Origin of the sequence: Reyranella sp., assembly GCF_965249915.1 — a bacterium.
Lineage (GTDB): Bacteria > Pseudomonadota > Alphaproteobacteria > Reyranellales > Reyranellaceae > Reyranella.
In genome coordinates, this window is record NZ_OZ252257.1 from 5,516,336 (window position 1) to 5,539,937 (window position 23,602).

Below are 23,602 nucleotides of genomic sequence, written 5' to 3' on the forward strand. Positions count from 1 at the left end.
TCGAAGGTTGGTTATCCTGCCGTCATGATCACTCTTCTGCTGTCGTCCCACGCGCAGCGTATCTGGGGCGAGCGCATCGCTGCTTCCGTGCCGCCGGGCACGCTCTCCTTCCTCACCGCCGAGGAGGCGCTGGCCGCCGAGGGCCCCAGCGCCGCCGACATCGCCTTCATGACCCGCGAGGTCACGGGAAAATCCAGCCCGACCAATCTGACGCCGGAGCTGCAGGGCTTTGACGCGGTGGTGCGGAAGTCGCCGAACCTCAAGTGGCTCCAGATCCATCCGGCCGGCGCCGACCGCCCGATCTATCGCGAGCTGCGGGCGCGGGGCGTGAAGGTGACGACCGCGTCGGGCGCCACGGCGGTCACCGTCGCGCACAGCACGCTCGGCGCCGTGATCGCCATCAACCGGCGCTTCCCGCTGCTCGCGGATGCGCAGCGCCGCCATGCCTGGGAACCGCGCCTGGCCGAGCGCTCGCCGCGCGACCTCGCGGGTCAGTGTGCCGTCATCGTCGGCATGGGCCCGATCGGCCGCAACATCGCCTCGCTGCTCACGATGCTGGGGATGCGCACGATCGGCGTGCGCCGCACCGCCGAGCCTGTGGAGCCGTGCGAGAAGGTCGTGGCCTACGAGCAATTGCACGAGGTGCTGCCGCAGGCCGACTGGCTGATCCTGTGCTGCCCGGTCTCGCCGGTGACGCGTGGCATCGCCAACGCGGCGGCCTTCGCCGCGATGCCCGAGGGCGCGCATCTGATCAACGTGGCGCGCGGCGAGATCGCGGTGGAGACCGACGTCATCGCGGCGCTGCAGAGCGGCCGGCTCGCCGGCGCCTATCTCGACGTGTTCGAGCGTGAGCCCCTCGATCCGGCGTCGCCGCTGTGGGATCTCCCCAACGTGCTGGTATCGCCGCACACCGCCAGCCATTCGCTGGGCCAGAACGAGGCGATCTTTGGCATCTTCCTCGACAACCTGGCGCGCTTCCGCGCCGGTCAGGCGCTGCGCAACGACGTCGACAATCTCGGCTGAAGCGCCTCCGTCACGGCGCGGCGGTCGAGGCGCGCCCGCAGGCCGATCACGACCAGCCTGCCCGGTCTCGCGCCGGCAGGGGCCTCATCGATCTCGAAGCGCTGGCCGACGACATGCAGCGCCACGCGACGGCCGTCCGCCTGAAGCACGATGCCCTTGGCGCGCAACACGCCGGTCGTGGACGCCGTGAGCCGCTGGCCTAGCTCCATGACGTCGATGTCGGCGGGCAGATCGAGTTCCAGCGAGTCGTAGAGCGATGCCGCGTCCGGCGCGCCGGGTGTCGCGAGCGTTGCCGACAGGCGAGGCGGGGCGGCATCTCGCAGACCCAGCAGCAGGTCGGGCGCGATCTCGGCCCGTGTCGCGGGCACCATGCGGGCGGAGGGACTTTCCGCCCCTAGCCAGGCGAGCGTCACCTCCCGCGAAGCCTCGTCTACAAGGTCGCAGCGATTGGCGACTAAAAGGTCGGCGGCGGCGAGCTGGCGCGTGATCGTGTCGCCGAGATAGGCGTCGTCGGCCATCGTCCGCACCGTCTCGACATCGGCCATCACCACGATGCCGTCGATGCGATAGGGCAAGAGAAGGGAGACGGCGCTGGCCACCATGCCGGGCAGGGCGACGCCGCTGGTCTCGATGACGACGCGCTCGACGTCCGGCTGCCGTTCGGGCAGCGCCATCAGCACATCCATCAGGTCCGAGCCGTAGCTGCAGCAGATGCAGCCGCCGGAGATTTCCAGCGTGTCGCCGTCCGACGACACGATCAGGTCGCGGTCGATCGGCGTCGCGCCGAAATCGTTCACCAGCACCGCGAGCCGCTGGCCGTCGGCGGCGCGCAGGAGACGATTGACCAGCGTCGTCTTGCCGGTGCCGAGATAGCCGCCGATCACAGTGACCGGCAGCCGCCCGCCTGGCCGGGTCTCGCTCACGCCCCGTTGGCGGGGAAGAGGCGACCGCCCTGCACGGTGCCCCAGATGCGCACGTCCTTCAGGTTCTCCGGCGCGATCTCCAGCGGATCGTCTTCCAGCACCGCGAAGTCGGCGCGCTTGCCGCATTCGATCGAGCCGACCTCGCCGTCGAGCTTCAGCGTCCAGGCCGCGCCCAGCGTAATGGTGCGCAGCGCATCGGCCACCGAGATGCACTCCGTGGTGCCCAGCACGCGGCCGCTGGCGGTGCGGCGGTTGACGGCGCCCCACGCAGTGAAGAGCGGGCCGAGCGGCGTCACCGGCGCGTCGGAATGGATGGCGAGCGGCACGCCGCTGGCCAGCGCCGTCGCGCAGGCGTTCATGCGCATCGCCCGCTCCGGTCCCACCGTGGTCTCGTAATGCTGGTCGCCCCAGTAGAAATGATGGTTGGGAAAGAGGTTGGCGCACATGCCGAGCCGGGCCATGCGCCGGAACTGGGCGGCATCGGCCAGCTGGCAGTGCTGCAGGGTGAAGCGATGGTCGCGGGCCGGCTGGTCGAGCAGCGCGCCCTCGAGGCAATCGAGCGCCATCTCGGTCGCCTGGTCGCCGTTGGTGTGGCTGTGCACCAGCACACCCTTCTGAAGGGCGAGCTTGTAGAGACCGCTGATCGCCTCGGGCGGCGTGTACCACAGGCCGTTGGGCGCGCCGTTATAGTAGCCGGGCCAGCGCAGCCGGGCGGAGAAGCCCTGGATCGAGCCGTCGACGAACAGCTTGATGGCGCCCAGCCGCAACCGGTCCGTCGACTTGGCCTTGAGCTTCACGGCGATCTCGACCACCTGCTCGGGCGTCAGCGCCTGGAAGCGGCGGAACGACACGATGCGCACCGGGAAGCCGGCTTCGCCCGTGACCCGCGCCATCATCGACACCGCATCGTCCGGCAGCAGGTTCGCGAGATCGGTCGCGGTGGTGACGCCCTGGCGAACGCAGAGCCTGGCGAAGCGGCGAAGCCCGTTCTCGTCGTTGGCCAGCGCTTCGCGGTCGAAACCGATATGGGCACCGACGAGCGTCATCGCCTCGGGGCCCTTCAGCTCGCCGGTCGGCAGCCCGTCGTCGCCGAGGGGAATGCCGGGATGGTTGACGCCCGGCCGCAGCAGGCCGGCCAGCTCCAGCGCGCGGGTGTTCACGTTGAAGATGTGGCCGCTCGCATGCATCACGCCGACGGCACGTGTCGTCGACACGCGGTCGAAGTCGGCGCGCACGACGCGGCGGTCGCCGTAATAGATCGGATCGAGACCCCAGCCGGCGAGCGATTCGGTGGGCGAACCCAGCTTGCGTTCGGCCTCCTGCAGGCGCGCCACCACGTCCTCGATGGATTCGGCGCCGGGCCAGACCTTGCCTTCGGGATCCATGCGGTCGAAGCGGCCGAGATAGGTGTAGCGCCAGAAGGTACCTTCGGCGGCGTGGCTGTGGCCCTCGACGAAGCCCGGCATCAGCACCTTGTCGGCGAATGTGTCGTCGAGCGTGTAGGTGCCCCAGCCGGCCAGCTCCTCCAGCGGGCCTGCGCCCAGGATGCGGCCCTCACGGACCGCCACATGCGTGGCCTCCGGACGGGCGGGGTTCATGGTGAGGATGCGGCGGGCGCGGAAGATCGTGATCGGGCTCGGTGTCATGAACCCGACAGTATCGGTGGCGAGGCCGTGAAGCCAACCGGCTTCGCAAAGAAAGATGGCGGTGTCGGAGACACCGCCATCGGTCTATCAGCGCACCGTGTTCCGCGGCACGTCGCGGAACGGCTTCGTCGTGTCGATGCTCGGCTCCTTGGGCATCTTGAGGACGCGCTCGGAGATGATGTTGCGCTGGATCTCGTCGGTGCCGCCGGCGATCGACGTGGCCGGAACGGAGACGAGAATCTCGGCGATCACGCCGTTCATCGGACTGTCGGAGCCGGACAACAAGGCATCGGCACCGGAGAGCTGGGTGTGCACGCGCGCGGCGGCGCGGGCGACATGGCTGGAGACCAGCTTGCCGAGCGAGCCTTCCGGACCCTGCGGCTTGCCCTGCTGGGCGGCGGCACGGGCACGACGGGCGGTCCATTCCGCCGCCTTGGACATGACCAGCACCCGGGCGATTTCCTGGCGCACCACCGGATCGTCGATGAGGCCGGTCTCCTGGGCGCGCTGCAGGATCAGATCGACCCGGCCCGCGCGCTGCGGATACCACTTGTAGGGCTCCATCGTGGTCGCGATCTCGGCGCGTTCCTCGTCATAGGCGCGGCCCTTGCGGTCCGAACCCATGGCCCAGCTGCGCAAGCCATCGGCGCCGCGACGCTCGTGCATCAGGGTCGTCGTCGTCACCGCCCAGCCGTCGCCCACGTTGGCGACCAGGAATTCCGGCTCGACCACGGCGTCGGTGAGGAACACCTGGTTGAACGAGGCATGGCCGTTCATCTGCTTGAGCGGCTGCACGTTCACGCCGGGCTGGTGCATGTCGATGATGAAGTAGGAGAGGCCCTTGTGCTTGGTCTGGTCCCAGTCGGTGCGGGCCAGCAGCAGGCCCCAGTGCGCGTGATGGGCCGAGGTCGTCCAGACCTTCTGGCCGTTCACGATCCACTTGTTGCCCTGCATCTCGGCACGCGTGACGGCACCCGCCACGTCGGAGCCGGAGCCGGGTTCGCTGAACAGCTGGCACCACGTATCCTCGCCGGTGAGGATGCGGCGCAGGAACTTCTCCTTATGGAGATCCGTGCCGTGCGCGAGAATGGTCGCGGCGGCCAGGGTGCGGATGCCGGCCTTGGCGACGCCGATCGCGCCGATCTTCTGGAATTCCTCGTCGACCACCGCCTGGAAGGCCTGCGGCAGGTCGCGGCCGTACCATTGCTTCGGCCAGGTGGGTACGCCCCAGCCGGAGTCGGCCAGCTTGTTGCGCCATTCGACGAGGCCCAGTTCGGGAGACCAGTTGGCTTCCAGCCAGGCGCGGACGTCGGCGCGGACGGAGTCTTCGGTGAGTTCGCTCATCTTCCTGCTCCTCAGGCGGCCCAGTGCTGCATCATCTGCTCGCGGTGGTGATGGGCATCGCCCAGCAGCACCTCCGAACTCTTGGCGCGCTTGAACCAGAGATGGGTGTCGTTGTCCCACGTGAAGCCGATGCCGCCATGGATCTGGATCGCATGGACGGCGGTCTGAAGGGCTGCCTCGCTGGCAGCTGCCTTGGCCAGCGACGCGACCGCGACGATGTCCTCGTCTCCCTCGTCGAGGGCCGCGGCCGCGTAATAGGCGGCCGACTTCGCGAGTTCCACATCGACCAGCATGTCGGCATGCTTGTGCTTCATCGACTGGAAGGAAGCGATGGGGCGGCCGAACTGCATGCGCATCTGCGCATAGGCCAGCGCATCTTCGCGCAGCCGATCCGAGACGCCGGCCATCTCGTTGGACAGGCAGACCGCCGCCTCGACGAGGGTGCGGGCAAACGGCGCCGCCGCGGCGCCGGCCTCACCCAGCAGCGTCGCCTCGACGCCCTTGAAGTCGAGGCGTGCCAGCTTGCGCGTCGGATCCATCACCTTGAGGTTCCGGCGCTCCAGTCCCTTGGCGTCACCCTTGACGGTGAACAGCGAGAGGCCCGCCTCGCCCGAGGTTCCGGCGGTGCGCGCCAGCACGACGATGAGATCGGCGGTATGGCCATCCAGCACGTAGCTCTTGTGGCCGTCGAGCTTCCAGGTGCCGCCCGTTTGGCTGGCCGTCATCTTCGTGGCGGCCGCATCCCAATGGTTGGGGGCCTCGACCCAGGCCAGCGTGGCGATCGTGTCGCCGGCGGCGATGCCGGGCAGCAGGGCCTGCTTCTCGGCCTCGCTGCCGGCATTCAGGATCGCGCCGGTCGCAAGAACGGCCGTCGAGAAGAAGGGCGCGCACAGCAGCGCACGGCCCATCTCCTCCAGCACGATGCCGAGTTCGCCGAAGCCGAAACCCTGTCCGCCATATTCCTCCGGAATGCGCACCGCGGTCAGGCCGAGCTCGGTGTTGAGCTTGCGCCAGGCGGCGGGCTCGAATCCGGCATCGGTTTCCATCAGGCGCCGCACCTCCTTGGTCGGCGAGCGCTCGCCGAGGAACCGGCGCAGGCTGGTCCTGAATTCTTCCTGCTCGCTGGAGAAGCTGAACTTCATCGAAAATCCTCCCGGCGCCGATTTTAGGCACTGGGAGGGATGATCGGAAGCTCCCGGAGAGTGCGGGGAACTGCAGGGCGAGACGCCGCCGAAGCAGCGTCCTTCGTCAGACGTGGAGCAGATCTATGTGAACCGTCGATGGATCCTGTGCGCCCGCGGCCACGAAACCAAAGCTGGTCTCGCCATCATGGGCGATCGTTCCGTTGTAGGAGGTGTTGCCGATGACGTATCCGCTCGCGTCATGCGACACGATGACGGCATTCCAGATGTCCGTGATCTGGTTGCTGGTCTCGATCTTGATCTGCCAGCCCGTCACGTCGCTCGCACCGCCGTTCTCGAGGGTCACGTTGCCGTTGAAGCCGCCGGACCAGGAGTTCGCGATCGCGAACACGGCATCGACATCTCCGGCGCTGGCCGGCGGCGTCGGGGTGGGCGTTGGGGTTGGGGTCGCCGCCGCATCGTCGTCGACGATGGTGGCGGTGCCGGTGGCGCGCGAGATGGTGGCGCCCGCCGCATTGGTCAGCACGACACCGAAATGTTCGTTGCCTTCGACCAGCTTGTCGGGGGTGATCTCGATCGTGATCGTCTTGCTCTGCTCGCCGACCGCGAAGGTGACGTGGCCGTTGCTGGCGACGAAGTCGGCCGCGCCGGCCTCGCCGTAGACGGTCTGGTAGTCCACCGTGACCTCGTGCGTCGCGGCCTCGGAGAGGGTGAGCACGAATGTTGCCGTCGGACCGGCAGGCGCACTGCCGTCGCCCGGCGCATCCTCGTGGAACTGGTATTCGATGGGCGTCAGGTAGCCCATCTTCGTCTGGTTCACGCCCGTCCAGTTGTCGGTCAGGATGCCGCCGGTATCGCCGGAGTTGGGGTTCCACGACCAGAAGGTCCAGCTCGGCCCCTTCTGCCCGGCCGCCAGGTCGGACGTGCCGTCATTGTTGAAGTCGCCGCTGAGATACGAGGTGATCGCCTCCAGCCACGGCGCGTCCTTCGGGTCGACCAGCTTGGTGCCGAACTCGCCGATCCACACCGGCGCGATACCCTCCTTGTAGATATAGCCCCACATCTGGTCGAACTTGGCGGGCAGGTTGGCCGGAAAGTCGGAACCCTGGAACCACGGCTGCTTGTAGACCGAGTTGGGATAGTCGTGCGCCGAATAGACCAGCTTGTCGTCGAGCGCGAGGTCGATCGGCCGGTCGCGCACGCCCATCAGATTGCCGCCCCACCAGTAGCTCTCGCCTTTGTAGGTGCCGACGCCCTCGACGAAGATCAGCCAGTTGGCGTTGACGGTGCCGATGGCGTTGCCGGCGGTCTCGGCCGCCAGCGCCCAGTCGTTGGCGCCGCCGCCGCCCCAGGTGCCGTTGTAGGGCTCGTTGTGCAGGTCCGCGCCGATGACCGCCGGGTCGTCGGCATAGCGCGCCGCCAGCATCTTCCAGTCGTTGATCCAGGCGGCCTGCGTGTACTGGCTGTCGTACCACAGGCCATTATCGGACGTTCCGGCGCCGGCGTTGCTGCGATGATGGTCGAGGATGATCTTGAGGCCGAGCTGGCCGGCATAGTCGACGATCTTGTCCATGATCTGCAGCGCCGACAGGCCCTGCAGGTCGGGATTCTTGTTGAAGTCGATGCCGTTGGGCGCCGCACTGGTGTGCAGCATCTCGCTCGAGAAGGGCAGGCGGATGGTGTTGAAGCCGAGATCCACCATCTGGTCCATCATGTCCTTGTAGCCGCGCGTCCACAGGCCATGCGGCGCGAAGGTCGAGGACTCGAAGCCGAACCAGTTCACGCCGGCGATCTGCACCGTGTGGCCGGCCGAATCGACGATCTGGTTGCCCGAGGTGCTGAGCCAGCCCGGCGCCGCGCCGCTGCCGGGATTGCCCTCGATCACCGAGGCATCGGAGATGCTGAGCGTCGGCAGGCTCGGCGTCGTGCTGTCGTCGTTGACGATCGTGCCGATGGCGCCGCCATCCCTGATCGTGGCGCCCGTCGGCGCCGACAAAGTGAGCTTGAGCGTCTCGTTGGCCTCGATCGCCGTGTCGCCGGTCACCTGGACGTTGATGACCTTCGATGTCTCGCCCGCGGCGAAGGTCAGCGTTCCGGTCTGGGCGGTGTAATCCAGACCGGCCTTGGCCGACCCGTTGCTCGTGGCATAGTCGACCGTGACCGGCCCGGACGCCGCGGCCGACAGGGTGACGGTGAAGGCGAGGCTGCTGGTGCCGTTGTTTCCTTCCGTGACGGTGGCATCGGCGACGGAAATCCTCGCATCGTCGTTCACGATCGTGCCGATGGCGCCGCCATCGGCGATCTTGCCGCCTGTGGGGGCCGTCAGGTTGATCTTCAGCGTCTCGTTGCCTTCGATCGCCGTGTCGCCGGTGACCTTGACGTTGACGACCTTGGAGGTTTCGCCGGCCGCAAAGGTGAGAATGCCTGTCTGGGCGATATAATCCTCGCCGGCCTTGGCGCTCCCGTTCGCGGTGGCATAGGTCACCGTGACCGGGCCGCTGGTGGCTTCCGAGAGGCTGACGGTAAAGGCGAGGTTGCGCGTGCCGCCGTCGCCTTCCTTCACCGTGGCGTCGGCGATGGTGATGCGCGGCACGATCACGTCGTCGGTGAGGATGGTGCCAATGGCCGCGCCGTCGGCGAGGGTCGCGCCGCTCGGTGAAGAGAGGTTCAGCGCGAAGGCTTCATTGAGCTCGGCCACCTTGTCGCCGTTGATCGTGACGCTGACGGTCTTCTGCGTCTCGCCGGCGGCGAAGGTGATCGTGCCGGACTTGGCCACGTAATCCTGGCCGGCCGTCGCGGTGCCGTTGGCGGTTGCGTAGTTGACCGTCACCGGGCCGGTCGCCGCCTGGGAGAGGCTGACCGTGAAGACCATCTGCTTGGTTCCGCTGTTGCCCTCGACGAGCGACGCGTCGCCGACCGAGAGGGTCGGCAGGACCGGCGGCACGCTGCCGTCTCCGTTCAGCGACAGGCCGGTCGCCGCCGTACCGCCGGTGGCGCCCGGGGTCGCCTGGAAACCGAGGGTGACGCTGCCGCCGGACGGGACGTCGCCGTTGTAGGAAGCGTTGCGCAGGACGTAATGGGTGCCGGCATGGCTGACGATCTCGGCGCCCCAGATGTTCGTGATGGCGAAGCCGGCGTCGAACTCGATCGTCCAGCCATGGGCACCCGAGGCGCCGCCGTCGACCGTCATGTTGCCGATGAAGCCCGAGCCCCAATTGTCCTTGATCGTGTACTTCACGGTCGCCATTGCCTGCCTCCACTCGGTTGCGCGGCTGCAAGGTTGCCATCGACTCTCTGACAGTAAATCGGCGGCCGCGGCCCTAGTCGGTGAACGCGGCAGGAAACTCGGCGAACGGCGCGGCCGGCGGCGGGAAGGGGGACGCTTGCCTCGCCTCGCCAAATGCCCAATCTTCCGCCGGACGTCTGCTGCGTCCTCCGGAGTTCACGATCTTGTCCGCTTTCCTGCTTGCCCGGTGGAACGGTCTGCCCCTGTTCTGGCGGGCCCAGCTTGCGGGATGGGGCCTCTTCGCCCTCGTCAATGTCATGGCGCAGCGGGTGGCTTTCCACAGCTACGGCGTTGCCTTCGCCCGCACGGCGCTCATCCTTTTTTGCCTGATCGCGATCTCGACGGCGATGCACACCGTTTACGTCTCGCGACCTTTCAGGGCCCGTGTGTCGCTGGGCGCCATCGCGCTGATCGGCCTGCTGTCGCTGCTCGGCGCGCTGGCGACGGCCACCGCGATCGTGGTCGCCCACGAGGCCCTTCCCTGGCTCGTGACGCCCGACCGGCGCGGGGCCGAGGAGTTCCTCGTCCCGCTCGTGCATTATTTCTTCGTCCTGGCGGGATGGAGCCTGGCCTATTTCTGGCTGCGCGCCGAGCTGGCGGAGCAGGCCGAGCACCGCAAGGCGATGCGCGCGCAGGCCGAGGCGCTGCGCGCCGAGCTCGAGCAACTGCGACTGCAGCTCGATCCGCACTTTCTCTTCAATGCCCTGAACGGGGTGGCCGAGGAGATCCCCGAGCATCCGGCCGCGGCGCTGGAGATGCTGCGCAATCTGACCGCCTATCTGCGGCATTCGCTCGACGGCATCGATCACACGGTCGTAACCGTTTCGAACGAGGTTGCCGGCCTGATGGCCTATCTCGGCGTCCAGAGGGCGCGCTTCGGCAGCCGCTTGCACACGCGTCTCGACGTGATGCCGCAGGCCGCGTCGTGGCGCATCGCGAGCTTCCTGCTGCAGCCGCTCGTGGAGAATGCCGTGAAGCACGGCCGGCGCGACGGCGGCCTCGACCTCCGCGTCGACATCCGCCTCGCGGGCGATACGCTTCATGTCGAGATCGAGAATAGCGGCATCCTCGACACGACGCGGCGCTCGGCACGCCACCGGCGCCCCGGCATCGGGGTGGAGAATGTGCGCCGTCGTCTCGCGCTGCACTATCCGGACCGGCATGCCTTCAGCCTAACCGAGATCGGCGAGCATGCCGGGGACAAGAAAGTGATCGCGAAGCTCGAACTCAGGGGCGAGCCGTGCGGGTCCTGATCGTCGACGACGAGCCGCTGGCGCGCAGCGCCCTGCGGCGGCTGCTGGCGGCCCATCCCGAGGTGGAGATCGTCGGCGAGGCCGACAGTACCGAGGTCGCGCGTGCGCTGGTCGCGAGCGCACAGCCCGACCTCGTCCTCCTCGACATCGAACTGGGCGGGGGCCGCGACGGCTTCGATCTTCTGGATTCGCTGGAACGGCCGCCCATCGTGGTCTTCGTGACGGCCTATCCCGAACACGCGGTCGATGCCTTTGCGGTCGAAGCCGTCGATTTCCTGCTCAAGCCGGTGGAGCCGGCCCGCCTCGAGCGGGCGCTGGCGCGCGCGGCGCGGCAGATCGCCCTGCAGGCGCTGCCGCCCGGCCCCGGGACGATCGAGCTCAGGACGCCGCGCCGGACCCTGCTCGTCGCGCCGGCCGAGATCGTGGCGCTCTGCGCCGACGGCGACTTCGTGCGCGTGTTCGTGGCCGGGCAGCCGCCGCTGATGATCCTGCGCACGCTGGCGCATTTCGAAGAGGTGCTGCCGGCCGGCTCGTTCGTGCGACTGGGCCGTTCGGTGATGATCAATCGCGACCGGTTGCGCCGCGTCGACGCGCCGACGCGATCGACCAGCCGCCTCGTCCTCGAAGGCATGACCGACCCGCTCGTCATCGGCCGCGCCGCGACTGCCCGCCTGCGCGAGCTGCTGGCGGAGAAGGGCTGACCGCCCGGAACGGACGGTCTGGCACCGAAGCTGCAAGGCTCTCGCCGCAACGTCGCGGGAGGACCTCATGAAGGCCGTCGTCATCCATGCCACCGGAGGCCCCGAGCAGCTCGTGCTGGCCGACCTTCCCGATCCGGTGCCCGGCGCCGGCGAGGTTCTGATCGACGTCGCCTATGCCGGCTGCAACTGGGCCGACACGCAGGTCCGCATGGGCATCTATCCGCATCCCATGACCTATCCGATGGTCCTGGGCTTCGAAGTCTCGGGGACGGTGGTCGCGCTGGGACCCGGCGTGACGGGCGTCGAGTTGGGTGACCGCGTCGCGACCTTTCCGGAGAAGGGCGGCGCCTATGCCGAGAAGTGCGTCGCGTCGGCCAAGGGGCTGATCAAGCTGCCCGATGCGGTCGGGCTCGACGTCGGGGCGGCCTTTCCCATCCAGGCGCTGACCGCCTGGCACATGATGTGGACGATCTATGGCGGCATCGGGCCGGGCGAGACGGTGCTGGTGAACGCGATCGGCGGCGGCGTCGGGCTGATGTGCACCCAGCTTGCCGTCCATGCCGGGGCGCGCGTTATCGGCACCACCGGCACGCCGAGCAAGGAGGCAAGGGCGCTGGCCTACGGCGCCTCGCGGGTGGTGGTGACGTCGCAGGAGGATTTCGAGCGCGCTGTGCTCGACTTCACCGGGGGCAAGGGCGTCGACCTCGCCATCGATTCCTACGGCGCCACGATGCTCGACCGCACCTTCGGGGTCGTGAAGATGCTGGGCCATATCATCAGCATCGGCGAAGCCGAGGGGCAGCCGTTCAAGAACATCCGCGAGCGTATCCTGCCGCGCTCCCAGACCTTCACCCGCCTGCATCTCGGCCATATCGACCAGACATCGGCCGAATGGCGGCAGGGTGTCGACCAGGTGATGGCCGGTCTCGTCGAGGGTTGGCTGAAAGTGCCCATCGAGGGTGTGTTTCCGCTCAGCCAGGCGGCGCAGATGCACCGCCGTCTCGAAGGTCGGGGCGTGGCCGGCAAGCTGCTGCTGAAGGCGGGCGGCTGAAATTCTTCTCTTCCCCGTCGAACCAGAGCACTCGCATGTGAGACAAAGGTCCCTCACTCCGTTCGCGATGACATCGTTCGTTTGATCGGCGCACTGCGCCAATCCCAGCAGAAGTGTCATCCTGAGCGGAGCGAAGGACCTTTCTCTTTCTCAAAACACGAGCTCCCGCCGCCATCGGCACCGCATGCGATTGCCCTGCCCGGCTGACGGGGGATTATATTCAGCGATCCAGCCAGACGTCCTCGAATCGCCAGTTGTTGTAGATGCTGTTGATGTGCAGCGTCACGTTCTTGACCTGCGGGTGCCAGCAGCCGGCGATGCGGCCGTGACCGATGATCGGCCGCGCCACGTCCTCCTGCAGCTTTCGGTCGATCGCCCAGACCAGTTCCTGTCGCTTGCGGCGGTCGGTTTCGCGCGACTGTTCCTCGAAGAGTTTTGTCATCTCCGGGTCGCAGTAGTTGTTGTAGTTGCGCAGCGAGCCGCAGGCATAGCCCTCGAACAGGGTCACGTCCGGATCGTCGACCGCGCTGCCGGTGAGGTTGAGCGCGACCACATAGTCCTTCTTGAAGACGCGGTTGTAGTAGATCGTCGTATCGATGATCTCGAGCTCGCCATCGATCCAGATCTGCTTGAGCTGGTCGATGAGGATCACCGCCGGGTCCTTGTAGGTGGCGATGTTGCGCGTGCTGACCTTGAGCTTCAGCCGCTTGTCGGGCCCGTAGCCGGCTTGCTTCATCAGCGCCCGGGCTTCCTCGCGGGCCTTCTCCACGTCGCCATAGCCGATCAGGCCCTCGAGCTTCTCCGGAGGCAGGCCCCAGACGCCGTCCGGCGGCGGCAGCAGGGCGCCGGCCATCTTGCCTTCGCCCTCGCTCAGGATCCGGATGAAGGCCTCGCGGTCGAGCGTCAGCGCCATGGCGCGGCGGATCTTCGGATCGTCGAAGGGCGCGACCTCGCGATTGACGATCAGGTTGGTGCTGACGCCGCTCTCGCGCATCGTGCACTGCGCCTGGGGGGCGTCGCGCTTGATGTTCTTGAACAGGGGCACGGTGACGTCGGCGGGAAAGGTCATGTCGAACTTGCCCGCGACGAAGGACAGCATCCGGGTCGAGCGATCCGGGATGATCGAGAACTCGATGGCATCGAGATAGGGGCGGCCCGGCTTCCAGTAGTCGGGGTTCTTCACCAGCTTGATGCCTTCGTTCATCCGGAAGTCGGCCAGCTTGAACGGGCCGGTACCGACCGGCTTGCGCCGCATGTCGGCGGCCGGCACGTGGCAGGGATAGATCGGCGTGTAGCCCGAGGCGAGCAGCGCCAGCAGCGACGGCTGTGGCTGCTTGAGGTGGAAGGTCACTTCCGACGGGCCGTCGGCGGTCACCTTCTCGACGTTGCCGTACCAGGTGCTGCGCGGATTGCGGCGCAGCTTCTCGGGCGTGAGGATGAGATCGAAGGTGCAGGCGACGTCGGCCGCCGAGAACGGCTTGCCGTCGTGCCATTTCACGCCGTCACGCGTCTTGAAGACCAGCTTGCGGCCCTCGTCCTTCGTCTCCCAACTCGTCGCGAGGTCGGGAACGATGGTGTCGAGGCTGTTCTTCGGGGCGTTCTGGTCGAAGACGACCAGGTTGTTGTAGATCGCCATGAAGGGGACGGCGACCGAGACGGTCGACTCTTCATGGATGGAGGCGCTGGGCGGCGTGTCCATATGCTGTATGCGCAGCGTGCCGCCGCTTTTCTGCGCCCAGCCGGCGCCGGCCCACCCGATGACTCCCGCGGCCATGAGGATCGAAGCGAAACGCGTCTTGTCGACTTTCATTTTGTTTCCTCCCGACAGTGTCCGTGTTGTTGGTGCTCTTGGGTCTCCGTTCGATTGCAGTGCGGCTGAAAGCCTAGACCGCGTGCACGCGATGTGTCGACCGGCAGCTTGGGTCTGCTATCGTCCGCCGCCTTTCAGTGAATCCGAGGAGATCGTCTTGACCACTGCCCCCCAGCGTCTGCGCGCCCTGCTGGCCGAACCCGGCCTCGTCGTCATGCCGGCCGTGTGGGACGGGCTCACCGCCAAGCTGACTTATGGCGAGGGCTTCAAGACCGCCTTCCTCTCGGGCTCCTGCGTGGCCGCCAGCCGCCTGGGCGGTCCCGACCTCGACCTCGTCTCGTTCGGCGAGATGTTCGATTCCTTCAACATGGTGCACAGCGCGGCCCCCGACCTGCTGGTGCTGGCCGACGGCGATCACGGCTACGGCAATGCGATGAACGTGCAGCGCACGGTCAGTGCCTATGGCCGTGCCGGCGCCGCCGCCGTGCTCATCGAGGACAAGATCACGCCGCGCGCGCTCACGGCCGCCGGCAAGCCCTGCCTGCCGCGCGAGGAAGCGCGCATGAAGATCCGCGCCGCCGTCCAGGCCGCGAAGGAATCGGGCATCCTGGTGCTGGCGCGCACCGACTGCCGGCCGACCCAGGGCATCGACGAGGCGGTGGCGCGCATCGAGATGTATGTCGAGGAGGGCGCCGACATCCTGTTCCTCGATTCGCCGGCCGATGACGAGGAGATCAAGCGCGGGATCGCCGCCGCCAAGGGCCGTCCGTCCTTTGCCGTGCTGTCGCCCGGCGCGCCGCGCGCCACGCCGTCGCAGACGGAGGCCGCCAAGCTCGGCTTCAAGATCGGCACCTATCCGACCGGCATGCTGTCGCCGGCCGCCGCCGGCATGAAGGCCGGGCTGGCCGCGCTCAAGGCCGGCGAGGCGGAGAGCAAGAGCGCCTTGTCGCCGGCCGATCTGCGCACGACCCTGGGCTATGCCGATTACGATGTCGCGGCGAAGCCGTTCATCGTGAAGAGCTGACGTCAGCTCATGAAGCGCAAGACCAGCAAGGCGTTCGTCTATCTCGGTGCGTCCTCGATCCACGGTCTCGGCTGCTTTGCCGACATCGACATCAAGAAGGGCGAACTGGTCCGCGTGTGGGACGGCAAGGACAGCCGCTTCATTCCGCTCGCCCGGGCACATGCCTCGCCCCAGGTGCACCTCATCAAGCGCTTCGGCATCCGGACGCGCCGCGGTTACTGGACGCCGCTCGATTTCCTGCGCATTTCGACCGGCTGGTACATGAACCACGATGCCGATCCCAACATCGGCTCCGACGATGGGGACGTGACCTACTACGCGTTGCGCGACATCAAGGCGGGCGAAGAACTCACCATGGACTACCGGCTCATGGACGAGGACCACGACAATCTCGACCGGGACGAGGTCGTGCCGGCGTCTTCGCGGGCAAAGTCGCGCCGCCGTTGAGAGGGTGGGGTTCGGCAACCCGCCGGGCGCCCCGTCGTTCGTCCTTCGAAGGAGGAACGACATGACCCAGGATCCGGACCCCAAGCCCCGCGACCGTCATAATGTCGATGTCGAGCGTGGCCCCGACGTCGAGGAGCGCGTGCCTCGGCGCGACGGCGACACGTCCCGTACCGTCGGCCCCGAGGACGAGGATCGGCGCGTGAGGCCGGGCGAGAAGCGGCCTCACGGGACGATGCCGTGAGGTAGACGTTCGTTCGTCCTTCGGCGCTCTCGGACCTTGCTCGCTTAGCGGCTTGTAACCAAGCCGCAGCCTGTCGCTTAACGGGCTGAGCTTCGGTCAGCCCTAAAGGTGGTCCTTCTCGAAATCCTCGCAGGACAGGCCGAACGCGGAGAGCCCGTCGGCCAGGTGATCGGCGAGCAGCGGCTGACCGAGGAGATAGGCCGAGGTCCGCTCGTTGCGGGAATCCCGTGCCTGAGCCTTCAGGTCGTCCCAATCTTCGATGTCGCCATCGCCGCGGCCGAGCCATAGCAGGGCGACCAGATCCACCTGCTCGTCTTCGTCGAGCGCTTCGATGAAGGCGATGAGTTCGTCCTGGGTCGGATCGTCGTCATGATCCTCCAGGACCGAGATTCCGCCATCGTCGGCGGCGTTCGAGCCCGAATCGGGATCCGTCTCGACGTCCTGACCGTCGAATTCGCGGGCCTTCACGATGATGTGGCAGACCATGTCGGTCGCGATCGCGAGGGCCGGCGGGTCAACGGTGGCGTCGGACATGGTGTTTCTCCTGAAGGTCGGCGGGTCAGGCCGTCCAACGACCGGGGGCCGTCACCGTTCCGTCCGCACGTCGTGGGGGCCGGACCTCAAGGCGCGAGCGCCGCCAGATAGGCTTCGGCGCGGGCGGCATCCCTCGGCCCTCCGGCGAAACCGACATAGCCGTCGGGCCGGATGAGCCGCAGCGAGTCTCCCTCCGGTACGGCCATCACCAGGCCGGGAAATTTCTGCGCGAGCGTCTTCACGATCTCAGCCGGACCCAGCGCGGTGAACTTTCGGCCGCCTGTTCTCTCGGGCAGCCGGTGCGGCCAGCGTTCGCCCGCCTTCGGACCCTGGGCGACGTCGCCATTCCGGGCCGTCAGCGGACTGTCCGGATAGCCGATATCCATCTCGGCAAGCTGGTCGGCAACCTTGTGCCGGACCTGCGGAAAGCCCGCGGCGAACCGCAGGATCGCGTTGCGCACGTCCTGCAGCAGCGGATTCCGCAGTGTCGCCGCCTCCGTCATGAGGCCTGCATTCCTCAGCACGCGATCGCCGACGGCACTGCGTTCACGCGAATAACTGTCGAGCAGCGACGGCCTGGCGGCGCCCCCGATGACCAGCGCCAGCTTCCACGCGAGATTGAACGCGTCCTGCATGCCGGTGTTCATGCCTTGCCCGCCGGCAGGGCTGTGGATGTGCGCCGCGTCACCGGCCAGGAACACGCGGCCTTTGGCGTAGTCCTTCACCTTGCGCTCGTTAATGCGGAAGGCGGCCAGCCAGACTGGATCCGACATGACGATGCCGGGCGAGCCGCGGCGCGCCATCAACCCGTTGATCTGTTCGAGCGTCGGATCGGGATGCGTCTCGCCGTCCTTCGCCGGTCCCAGATCGGCGATCACCCGCCAGCGGTCGCCGGCGATGGGAAAGAAGGCCAGGATGCCGTCACGATGCCAGAAGATGTGGAGATGGTCGGCGGGAGCGATTCCGGCGATATGCCCGTCGGCCAGGGCCCAGTGGGACTGCAGGGTCGAGCCCTCGAAGGCGAAGCCCAGCCCGTGCCGCACCGCCGAATGGGCGCCATCGCAGCCGACCAGCCAACCGACATCGAGCGTTTCGCTTTCCCCGCCGGCCTTCGTGAGGGTGGCCTCGACCGACGCACCCTTGTCGCTGAAGCGGGTCAGGTCGACCGTCCGCTCGACGGTCACGCCGGAAGCGGCCAGCCGCTCTTCCAGTACGCGCTCGGTCTCGCTTTGCGCGATCATCAGCGCGTAGGCGAAGCGACTGTCGATCAGGTCGAACGAGACTTCGGCCACGATCTCCCTGCCGGTCGAGATCCGGGCGCCGCGTGCCGGCATTCCCGCCGACAGGAAGGCGTCGGCGTAGCCCGCATCGTCGAACAGTTCGAGCGTGCGGCTCCACAGGACGAGCGCCTTGGACTTGTCGGTGCGCTGCGCCGCCTTGTCGACGATGCGAACCGAAATCCCGAGGCGGACCAGTTCGTTGGCGAGCGTGAGACCGACGGGGCCTGCGCCCGCGATGAGCACCTGCGGTTCGTTCGCCATCCAACGCTCCCTTGCGCTATGCTGCGCAAGCTTAGCGCCCCCTCCGGACCGCGGCCAATCGGGCCTTGCAAAAGCCCCGCTAAAAGGCCATATGCAGCCAGTCGATAGACGGACAGACGATTTGGTCCGCGCTTCTGGCCTCGCCGGCAGCCCGCTCCACGAACTTTGATCCCGAAAACCAGTGCGAATTCGACGGCCGGCTGCGCGTTCCCTTTGTTTCAATGTGGGACGCCGCGCGGGTCAGCATATCTAAAGTAGTGAAAGGGTTACCCATGGCGACGGGAACCGTGAAGTGGTTCAATATTCAGAAGGGCTTCGGCTTCATCCAGCCGGACAACGGCGGTGCCGATGCCTTCGTGCATATCAGCGCCGTCGAGCGCGCTGGCATGAGCACGCTCAACGAAGGTCAGAAGGTCGAGTACGAACTCGTCTCCGATCGTCGCAGCGGCAAGATGTCGGCCGACAATCTGAAGGCTGCCGGCTGATCACGCGGCTGCCGGTGACGGCGGCCACGTAACAGCGACACGAGATAGCCCCGCACCCTCTGGGTGCGGGGTTTTTCGTTGGCTGGCGGCAAGTCTGCCTGCAGGTCGACGTGCTTCCTCTACGCGTTCCCGACGGGGAAGGCGCATCTGCCCCCTCATAGTCGACGGACCGGAACCGATTTGGAGGCCCCCATGGGCAAGAAATCCAGCAAGCGTACCGAGTACGTGCTGTTCAACGTCACCTACGAAGACGGCAGCCAGCGCTCCAACCGCCGTGTCCCGCTCGAAGCCCTCGAAGGTCTCGAGAAGGATCTGCCCGCCCGTGAGATCATCGCGGAGCAGGATCGTGAAGTCGCCGAAAAGTCCGGCAAGCCCGCGCTCGTCATCAAGACGCTCGTGCGCGCCTGAGCGTCAGCCGAGAAAGCGCCTTCACCGAAGGATGGACACGGCCGCCTCCGCCACGTCCTTCACCTCGGTGAAGGGCAGCCATTGCGGATCCACCGTCTCGGCCCGCCGATTGACCCAATAGCCGCGCAACCCGAGCGCCTTGCAGACGGCCATGTCGAGGGGTTGGCTCGCCGCCACATGCACGGTTTGCTGCGGCGCCACGCCCAGCACTTCGTGAGCATGACGAAACAGGCGGAGGTCGGGCTTGTAGGCGCGCGCCTGCTGGGCGGTGATCACCGCGTCCAGCTCGAGACCCAGACCGGGCAGGCTGCCGGCGATCAGGTCATCGTCGGTGTTGGAGATCGCCGCGAGACGCCAGCCGCCGGCCCGCAAGGCGGCGAGGGCGGCCGGCACATCGGGGTGCGCCGGCAGTCGTGACAGTCCGGTGATCATGACGTCGACGTCGGCTTCCGACATCGGCAACCCGCTGCGATCGAGCGCGAACCGCAGGCTTTCGCGCAGCACGTCGCGATAGGGCCGCCAGGGCGGCGTATCGCGCAGCCTGCGTCCCTCGCCATGGAAGGCGTGGATGAGCGGCGCGAGTTCCATCGCGGGCTGGCCGTGGCGCCTGACGATGGCGCGGAAGCACGCGTCGACACCCTCATGCCACTGAACGAGCGTGCCGTAGAAGTCGAAGGTGACGGTGCGCGGATCCATCCGATGCTCTCTGAGTGCGTGCCCGATCCGCGACAATGTCCTCAAACGGGCGCCGGTTCCGCTTCCTAGGGAGGTCCCGGCGGCAGCAGCTGATCGAGCGCCATCATCCAGACATCGCGCGCCTCTTCGACCGACAGGCCGTGGCGTTCACGCATGCGGGCCCAGCTTTCGAAGTCGGTGAGCTGCTCCAGGGCAATCTGCAGCCTCCTGCTTTCGAACTCCGGCACGGAAGCCAGTTCGACACGGTAGATCAGCGCCAGGCGCGTCCACATGGTATCGCGAACCCGGCCGATCCGCGCCCTCACCAGTTCCGATTCGCGCTGGTGGCTCTGCAACACCCGCCAGAGCGGGAGGAAGCGCTCGATCAGTTCGGAGCGCCTCTCGATCAGGCCCCGCAGGCGTTTGGCGCGAGTCTCGCCCAAGTGGCGATGGACGTCTCGGGAAAGCCCTTCGGCGAAGGCGTAGTCGGCGGCCGCGACGGTGAGCGCCAGCATGTCGTCGAACCGCTCGAAGACCGATCGCACGGAATATCCGGCGCGCTTGGCGATCTGTGCCGCCGTCGGCGTTTCCGGACTCTCGTCCAGCAGGGCCAGATACGCTTCGATGATGAGCTGCTTGGTCCGTTCGCTGCGGAGCGCCCGGCCGTCCATGCGACGGGGCTTTGGGGGGCTCACGGCACCCTGAATTGAAGGGGTCTCTTGCTCGCTGTTGGGCACCGTATCCATCGCTTCTCGGCCGCGGCCACTCGCCGAGGGTGGGGCAATTGTGCGCCCCTCGACGCCCCTTCGCCAGTGCGGGTGTCACGCAACTTCGCCGCGGTTCGGGCGTTGGACCGTCATGAGCAAGACCGTCCAGCGCACCCCCAACGACCGCCAGCACCAGGCGGCCCTCCGTGTGTCGACCAAGCAGATCGCCAAGGACGCGGTGCGCGGCGGCCCGAAGTCGGTGAAGAAGGACAAGCGCCCGACCGGCCAGGGCCAGAAGGGTTAGAGGAGCGCGGCCGGCCCGCCCGAGCCGTGCCGTGCGCGTCGCGGTCTTCAGCACCAAGCCCTACGACCGGCACTTCCTGGAGGCCGCCAACGCGTCCGCCCGCCATCAGCTGGTCTATCTCGAACCTCGCCTGACGGTCGAAACCGCTGCGCTGGCGCGGGACGTCTCGGCCGTGTGCGCTTTCGTGAACGATTCGCTTTCGGTGGAGGTGCTCGAGCCGCTCGCCCGACAGGGCGTCCGTCTCGTCGCGCTACGCTGCACCGGTTTCAACAATGTCGACCTCGTCGCCGCGCGGAAGCTCGGCATCACCGTGGCGCGCGTTCCTGAATATTCCCCGCATGCGGTCGCAGAGCATGCCGTCACGCTCGTCCTGGCGTTGAACCGCCGCATCCACCGCGCCTATGCCCGTGTCCGTGAGGGAAACTTCGCGCTGGAGGGGCTGCTGGGGTTCGACATGCAGGGCCGGACGGTGGGAGTCGTCGGCACCGGACGGATCGGCGCCACCTTCGCGCGCATCCTGGCGGGCTTCGGCTGCACGATCCTTGCCGTCGATCCGGCGCCCGACCCGGCCTGCCTCGCGGCGGGCGTGCGCTATGTCGACCTGCCCGAACTGCTGGCGGGCTCCGACATCGTCTCGCTCCATTGCCCGCTGACGCCCGCAACCCGTCACCTGATCGACGCGGCCGCGCTGGCGCGCATGCGCCCGGGTGCGATGCTGATCAACACCAGCCGGGGCGCGGTGATCGATACGCCGGCGGTGATTGCGGCCCTGAAGGACGGCCGCCTCGGGCATCTCGGGCTCGACGTCTACGAGGAGGAGGCCGACCTCTTCTTCGAGGATCTGTCCGACAAGGTGATCCAGGACGACGTCTTCGTCCGCCTCCTGTCCTTTCCGAACGTGCTGATCACCGGACATCAGGCGTTCTTCACCGCCGACGCCCTGCAGGGCATCGCCGGCACCACGATTGCCAACATCACGGGTTTCGAGCGCGCCGGCCGCGCCGTCCACGAGATTTCGGTCGAGAAGCTCGCCTGACGCCCCCTGACGCCCCGAAGGGCGCAGGGAAGCAGCGGGAGGCTAGGCCCGCCGACCGCGCACCAGTCCGACGATCAGCAGCAGGATGATCGCACCCAGCGCCGCGAACAGGATTTCGCTGAGGAGTCCGCCACCCAGGTTGAGTCCCAGGCGGGGAAACAGCAGGCCGGCGAACAGGGCGCCGGCGATGCCGACCAGAAGGTCGCCCACCAGTCCGAAGCCGGTCCCGCGAACGACCTTGCCGGCCAGCCAGCCGGCCACGATGCCGACGACGAGAATGACGAGAATGCTTTCGGCCGACATATTCATGGTGAGATCCCCTGGCCGTCCCGCGGACGTGCAGCACATCGGCGTGCGGTCAACGCGTCGCACCTCGCCACGTTGCGCGCGTGCATTGCCGCAATTGCGCCGCTGCAGGCGGCTATGGCACAGGCTGCCGGGGCCGCTATGTTCCGGCCCGCAACCATCTATCGAGGAAGACCATTCATGCGCCGCATCCTTCTCCCCCTGCTCGGCCTGTCCCTTCTGCCGGCCGTCGCCCAGGCCGCCGACCAGGCCGCCGCCACGGCGTGTTCCGCGCAGCTCTCCAAGGACGGCCAGCTTCTCTACAGCAAGGTGGCGCCCACGATGACGCCCCAGACCGACATCAAGGACGCCCTCACCAGCGTCGCGCGCCCGATGGTGATGGGCGGCTCGATGTCGCGCGACACCGCCCGCGCCGCCGCCGAAGCGGCCGGTGAGTGCCTGAAGTTCCTGAAGTGATGCCCCGGCCCTAGGGCCGCAATCACAACGCTGGCGGTACTGGCTTTCTGCGTAAAGCCAGTACCATCGCACCGGTCAGCACCAGCCCGACCGCCGCCATGGCGATGACCGCCCCCCGCGGGCCGAGGGGGCCCGAGAGCGCACCGGCCGCGAGCTGGCCGAGCGGGCCGGTGCCGATGCACACGGTGACGACGCCCATCAGCCTTGACCGCATCTCGGGCGGCGCTTCGGTCAGCATCAGGGTCGATTGCATGTTGCTGAAGCCCGCCGTGCCGAAGCCGCCCATGATCAGCAGGGCCAGCGCCAGCCAGTAGGATGGCGACAGGGCCATGAAGATGAGCGCCACCATGAACAGCGCCGCGCCGCCGGCGAAGGCGAGGCGCCGGTCCAGGCGCAGGAGACCCGCCGCGATCAGCGCGCCGCCCATCAGGGCACCCAGCGGCTCGCCGGCCGCCAGCAGGCCGACCAGCGCCGGCGAGACGTGGAATTCGCCCTGGCCGAGGGGCGCCACCAGGCCCGAATAGGCAAACGCAAAAGCATTGGTCACGATGGTGACGCCGAACACCAGCAGGATGGTGGGCCGCGTCCAGGCGAAGCGCAGCCCTTCGGCGATGTCGTGGGGAATGCGCACGAGATCGAGCCGTCGCGTCAGCTGGGCATGGGCGAGGCCCGCGATGGCGAAGGCGCCGGCGAATTGCACGAGGGCGGTGACGGTATAGGCGCCCTTCATGCCCAGCCATTCGAAGGCGATGCCGCCCAGCAGCGGGCCGACCGCGCGGGTCGCCGCCGAGGTGACGCTGTCGAGGGCGATGGCGTTGACGATGCGGTGCGGCCCCGCGACCTCGCCGACCATGCGCCGGCGGGTCGACATCTCGGTGGACCACATGATGCCCGAGACCAGATTGCCGAGCGCCACGTGCCAGACCTCGAGATGGCCGGTCACCGCGAGCGTCGCCAGCAGGGTCGAGATCAGCGCCGGCACGACCAGCGCCAGCATGAAGATCAGCTTGCGGTTCAGCGCCTCGGAGATGGCGCCCGCGAAAGCGCCGAACAGGAGCTGCGGGATCTGTCGCAGGGCGACGACGACCGTGACGGCGAAGGCGGAGTGCGTGACTTCCCAGGCGAACAGGCCCGACGCCAGCAGCTCCAGCCAGCGCATCGCGTTGGCGAAGGCGCCGACCAGCCACAGTCTCAGGAAGTCGGGCGAGCGCAGCAGTTCGCGGATCGGCGAGTCCATTGCGCCGAAGGTACCCGCCGGG

24 protein-coding genes are annotated in these 23,602 nt (G+C 67.6%); 12 read left to right on the forward strand and 12 right to left on the reverse strand.

Annotated features, from left to right (window positions below; translation table 11 throughout):
- The first annotated feature begins 24 nt into the window (after positions 1–24).
- Positions 25–1,023, forward strand: coding sequence for a D-2-hydroxyacid dehydrogenase (locus tag ACP15H_RS27140; RefSeq protein ID WP_425069240.1), 999 nt, complete (start codon positions 25–27; stop codon positions 1,021–1,023).
- Here ACP15H_RS27140 and ACP15H_RS27145 read toward each other — a convergent pair.
- The 5 genes from ACP15H_RS27145 to ACP15H_RS27165 form a co-directional block, all read right to left on the reverse strand.
- Positions 987–1,946, reverse strand: coding sequence for a CobW family GTP-binding protein (locus ACP15H_RS27145; RefSeq protein ID WP_425069241.1), 960 nt, complete (start codon positions 1,944–1,946; stop codon positions 987–989). The two genes, ACP15H_RS27140 and ACP15H_RS27145, sit on opposite strands and share 37 nt — an antisense overlap.
- Complete coding sequence (locus ACP15H_RS27150) at positions 1,943–3,592, reverse strand: amidohydrolase (protein WP_425069242.1); 1,650 nt, start codon at positions 3,590–3,592, stop codon at positions 1,943–1,945. The genes ACP15H_RS27145 and ACP15H_RS27150 overlap by 4 nt, the downstream gene beginning before the upstream one ends.
- Positions 3,593–3,679: 87 nt before the next feature.
- Positions 3,680–4,936, reverse strand: coding sequence for an acyl-CoA dehydrogenase family protein (locus ACP15H_RS27155; protein WP_425069243.1), 1,257 nt, complete (start codon positions 4,934–4,936; stop codon positions 3,680–3,682).
- Between the two features lie 11 nt (positions 4,937–4,947).
- Positions 4,948–6,078 carry an acyl-CoA dehydrogenase family protein gene (locus ACP15H_RS27160; protein WP_425069244.1) on the reverse strand — a complete coding sequence of 377 codons (1,131 nt, stop codon included), beginning with the start codon at positions 6,076–6,078 and terminating at the stop codon, positions 4,948–4,950.
- 106 nt (positions 6,079–6,184) lie between these two features.
- Positions 6,185–9,325 (reverse strand): Calx-beta domain-containing protein, encoded by a 3,141-nt coding sequence (locus ACP15H_RS27165; RefSeq protein WP_425069245.1) that lies wholly within the window; start codon positions 9,323–9,325, stop codon positions 6,185–6,187.
- A 203-nt stretch (positions 9,326–9,528) separates the two neighbouring features.
- Here ACP15H_RS27165 and ACP15H_RS27170 point away from each other — a divergent pair, with 203 nt between their 5' ends.
- From ACP15H_RS27170 to ACP15H_RS27180, 3 genes are all read left to right on the forward strand, one after another.
- Positions 9,529–10,617, forward strand: a complete 1,089-nt coding sequence (locus tag ACP15H_RS27170; protein WP_425069246.1) for a sensor histidine kinase — start codon at positions 9,529–9,531, stop codon at positions 10,615–10,617.
- On the forward strand, positions 10,605–11,318 hold the full coding sequence (locus ACP15H_RS27175; protein WP_425069247.1) for a LytR/AlgR family response regulator transcription factor: 714 nt from the start codon (positions 10,605–10,607) through the stop codon (positions 11,316–11,318). The genes ACP15H_RS27170 and ACP15H_RS27175 overlap by 13 nt, the downstream gene beginning before the upstream one ends.
- A gap of 67 nt (positions 11,319–11,385) precedes the next feature.
- Positions 11,386–12,369: a quinone oxidoreductase family protein gene (locus tag ACP15H_RS27180; RefSeq protein ID WP_425069248.1), complete on the forward strand. Its 984-nt coding sequence runs from the start codon at positions 11,386–11,388 to the stop codon at positions 12,367–12,369.
- A 220-nt stretch (positions 12,370–12,589) separates the two neighbouring features.
- On the opposite strand, the gene ACP15H_RS27185 is transcribed toward ACP15H_RS27180, so the two are convergent.
- On the reverse strand, positions 12,590–14,179 hold the full coding sequence (locus ACP15H_RS27185) for an ABC transporter substrate-binding protein (protein ID WP_425069249.1): 1,590 nt from the start codon (positions 14,177–14,179) through the stop codon (positions 12,590–12,592).
- 157 nt (positions 14,180–14,336) lie between these two features.
- On the opposite strand from ACP15H_RS27185, the gene ACP15H_RS27190 reads away from it, so the two are divergent.
- The 3 genes from ACP15H_RS27190 (at position 14,337) to ACP15H_RS27200 (ending at position 15,891) form a co-directional block, all read left to right on the forward strand.
- Positions 14,337–15,203, forward strand: coding sequence for an isocitrate lyase/PEP mutase family protein (locus ACP15H_RS27190; RefSeq protein WP_425069250.1), 867 nt, complete (start codon positions 14,337–14,339; stop codon positions 15,201–15,203).
- A 9-nt stretch (positions 15,204–15,212) separates the two neighbouring features.
- Positions 15,213–15,650 carry an SET domain-containing protein gene (locus tag ACP15H_RS27195; RefSeq protein WP_425069251.1) on the forward strand — a complete coding sequence of 146 codons (438 nt, stop codon included), beginning with the start codon at positions 15,213–15,215 and terminating at the stop codon, positions 15,648–15,650.
- Positions 15,651–15,711: 61 nt separating this feature from the next.
- Positions 15,712–15,891, forward strand: a complete 180-nt coding sequence (locus tag ACP15H_RS27200; RefSeq protein WP_425069252.1) for a hypothetical protein — start codon at positions 15,712–15,714, stop codon at positions 15,889–15,891.
- Positions 15,892–15,993: 102 nt separating this feature from the next.
- On the opposite strand, the gene ACP15H_RS27205 is transcribed toward ACP15H_RS27200, so the two are convergent.
- Entirely contained in the window at positions 15,994–16,425 is a 432-nt protein-coding gene (locus ACP15H_RS27205; RefSeq protein ID WP_425069253.1) for a DUF3775 domain-containing protein, read from the reverse strand.
- An 86-nt stretch (positions 16,426–16,511) separates the two neighbouring features.
- On the reverse strand, positions 16,512–17,966 hold the full coding sequence (locus ACP15H_RS27210) for an FAD-dependent monooxygenase (RefSeq protein WP_425069254.1): 1,455 nt from the start codon (positions 17,964–17,966) through the stop codon (positions 16,512–16,514).
- A 272-nt stretch (positions 17,967–18,238) separates the two neighbouring features.
- Here ACP15H_RS27210 and ACP15H_RS27215 point away from each other — a divergent pair, with 272 nt between their 5' ends.
- Positions 18,239–18,451, forward strand: coding sequence for a cold-shock protein (locus tag ACP15H_RS27215; RefSeq protein ID WP_425069255.1), 213 nt, complete (start codon positions 18,239–18,241; stop codon positions 18,449–18,451).
- A gap of 192 nt (positions 18,452–18,643) precedes the next feature.
- A complete protein-coding gene (locus ACP15H_RS27220) occupies positions 18,644–18,859 on the forward strand; it encodes a hypothetical protein (protein ID WP_425069256.1) in 216 nt (71 codons plus the stop codon).
- A gap of 21 nt (positions 18,860–18,880) precedes the next feature.
- Here ACP15H_RS27220 and ACP15H_RS27225 read toward each other — a convergent pair whose 3' ends face one another.
- Positions 18,881–19,555 carry a haloacid dehalogenase type II gene (locus tag ACP15H_RS27225; RefSeq protein WP_425069257.1) on the reverse strand — a complete coding sequence of 225 codons (675 nt, stop codon included), beginning with the start codon at positions 19,553–19,555 and terminating at the stop codon, positions 18,881–18,883.
- 65 nt (positions 19,556–19,620) lie between these two features.
- Complete coding sequence (locus tag ACP15H_RS27230) at positions 19,621–20,205, reverse strand: TetR/AcrR family transcriptional regulator (protein ID WP_425069258.1); 585 nt, start codon at positions 20,203–20,205, stop codon at positions 19,621–19,623.
- A 187-nt stretch (positions 20,206–20,392) separates the two neighbouring features.
- On the opposite strand from ACP15H_RS27230, the gene ACP15H_RS27235 reads away from it, so the two are divergent.
- Both ACP15H_RS27235 and ACP15H_RS27240 read left to right on the forward strand, forming a co-directional pair.
- Entirely contained in the window at positions 20,393–20,545 is a 153-nt protein-coding gene (locus ACP15H_RS27235) for a hypothetical protein (RefSeq protein ID WP_298311609.1), read from the forward strand.
- 31 nt (positions 20,546–20,576) lie between these two features.
- Positions 20,577–21,581 (forward strand): 2-hydroxyacid dehydrogenase, encoded by a 1,005-nt coding sequence (locus tag ACP15H_RS27240; RefSeq protein WP_425069259.1) that lies wholly within the window; start codon positions 20,577–20,579, stop codon positions 21,579–21,581.
- A 42-nt stretch (positions 21,582–21,623) separates the two neighbouring features.
- Here ACP15H_RS27240 and ACP15H_RS27245 read toward each other — a convergent pair whose 3' ends face one another.
- Positions 21,624–21,890 carry a GlsB/YeaQ/YmgE family stress response membrane protein gene (locus ACP15H_RS27245; protein WP_425069260.1) on the reverse strand — a complete coding sequence of 89 codons (267 nt, stop codon included), beginning with the start codon at positions 21,888–21,890 and terminating at the stop codon, positions 21,624–21,626.
- Between the two features lie 177 nt (positions 21,891–22,067).
- Here ACP15H_RS27245 and ACP15H_RS27250 point away from each other — a divergent pair, with 177 nt between their 5' ends.
- Positions 22,068–22,343: a hypothetical protein gene (locus ACP15H_RS27250; RefSeq protein ID WP_425069261.1), complete on the forward strand. Its 276-nt coding sequence runs from the start codon at positions 22,068–22,070 to the stop codon at positions 22,341–22,343.
- Between the two features lie 22 nt (positions 22,344–22,365).
- Here the strand turns inward: ACP15H_RS27250 and ACP15H_RS27255 are convergent, their stop codons facing one another.
- A complete protein-coding gene (locus tag ACP15H_RS27255; RefSeq protein ID WP_425069262.1) occupies positions 22,366–23,580 on the reverse strand; it encodes an MFS transporter in 1,215 nt (404 codons plus the stop codon).
- Between the last annotated feature and the right edge of the window lie 22 nt (positions 23,581–23,602).

Bases quoted from the DNA above. Each gene is read 5' to 3' on its own strand.
- ACP15H_RS27195 (WP_425069251.1), top strand. From the start codon at position 15,213: ATGAAGCGCAAGACCAGCAAGGCGTTCGTCTATCTCGGTGCGTCCTCG.
- ACP15H_RS27235 (WP_298311609.1), top strand. From the start codon at position 20,393: ATGAGCAAGACCGTCCAGCGCACCCCCAACGACCGCCAGCACCAGGCG.
- ACP15H_RS27210 (WP_425069254.1), bottom strand. From the start codon at position 17,966: ATGGCGAACGAACCGCAGGTGCTCATCGCGGGCGCAGGCCCCGTCGGT.
- ACP15H_RS27255 (WP_425069262.1), bottom strand. From the start codon at position 23,580: ATGGACTCGCCGATCCGCGAACTGCTGCGCTCGCCCGACTTCCTGAGA.
- ACP15H_RS27200 (WP_425069252.1), top strand. From the start codon at position 15,712: ATGACCCAGGATCCGGACCCCAAGCCCCGCGACCGTCATAATGTCGAT.
- ACP15H_RS27185 (WP_425069249.1), bottom strand. From the start codon at position 14,179: ATGAAAGTCGACAAGACGCGTTTCGCTTCGATCCTCATGGCCGCGGGA.
- ACP15H_RS27220 (WP_425069256.1), top strand. From the start codon at position 18,644: ATGGGCAAGAAATCCAGCAAGCGTACCGAGTACGTGCTGTTCAACGTC.
- ACP15H_RS27180 (WP_425069248.1), top strand. From the start codon at position 11,386: ATGAAGGCCGTCGTCATCCATGCCACCGGAGGCCCCGAGCAGCTCGTG.
- ACP15H_RS27245 (WP_425069260.1), bottom strand. From the start codon at position 21,890: ATGAATATGTCGGCCGAAAGCATTCTCGTCATTCTCGTCGTCGGCATC.
- ACP15H_RS27225 (WP_425069257.1), bottom strand. From the start codon at position 19,555: ATGGATCCGCGCACCGTCACCTTCGACTTCTACGGCACGCTCGTTCAG.
- ACP15H_RS27155 (WP_425069243.1), bottom strand. From the start codon at position 4,936: ATGAGCGAACTCACCGAAGACTCCGTCCGCGCCGACGTCCGCGCCTGG.
- ACP15H_RS27230 (WP_425069258.1), bottom strand. From the start codon at position 20,205: ATGGACGGCCGGGCGCTCCGCAGCGAACGGACCAAGCAGCTCATCATC.
- ACP15H_RS27250 (WP_425069261.1), top strand. From the start codon at position 22,068: ATGCGCCGCATCCTTCTCCCCCTGCTCGGCCTGTCCCTTCTGCCGGCC.
- ACP15H_RS27140 (WP_425069240.1), top strand. From the start codon at position 25: ATGATCACTCTTCTGCTGTCGTCCCACGCGCAGCGTATCTGGGGCGAG.
- ACP15H_RS27165 (WP_425069245.1), bottom strand. From the start codon at position 9,325: ATGGCGACCGTGAAGTACACGATCAAGGACAATTGGGGCTCGGGCTTC.
- ACP15H_RS27215 (WP_425069255.1), top strand. From the start codon at position 18,239: ATGGCGACGGGAACCGTGAAGTGGTTCAATATTCAGAAGGGCTTCGGC.
- ACP15H_RS27205 (WP_425069253.1), bottom strand. From the start codon at position 16,425: ATGTCCGACGCCACCGTTGACCCGCCGGCCCTCGCGATCGCGACCGAC.
- ACP15H_RS27150 (WP_425069242.1), bottom strand. From the start codon at position 3,592: ATGACACCGAGCCCGATCACGATCTTCCGCGCCCGCCGCATCCTCACC.
- ACP15H_RS27160 (WP_425069244.1), bottom strand. From the start codon at position 6,078: ATGAAGTTCAGCTTCTCCAGCGAGCAGGAAGAATTCAGGACCAGCCTG.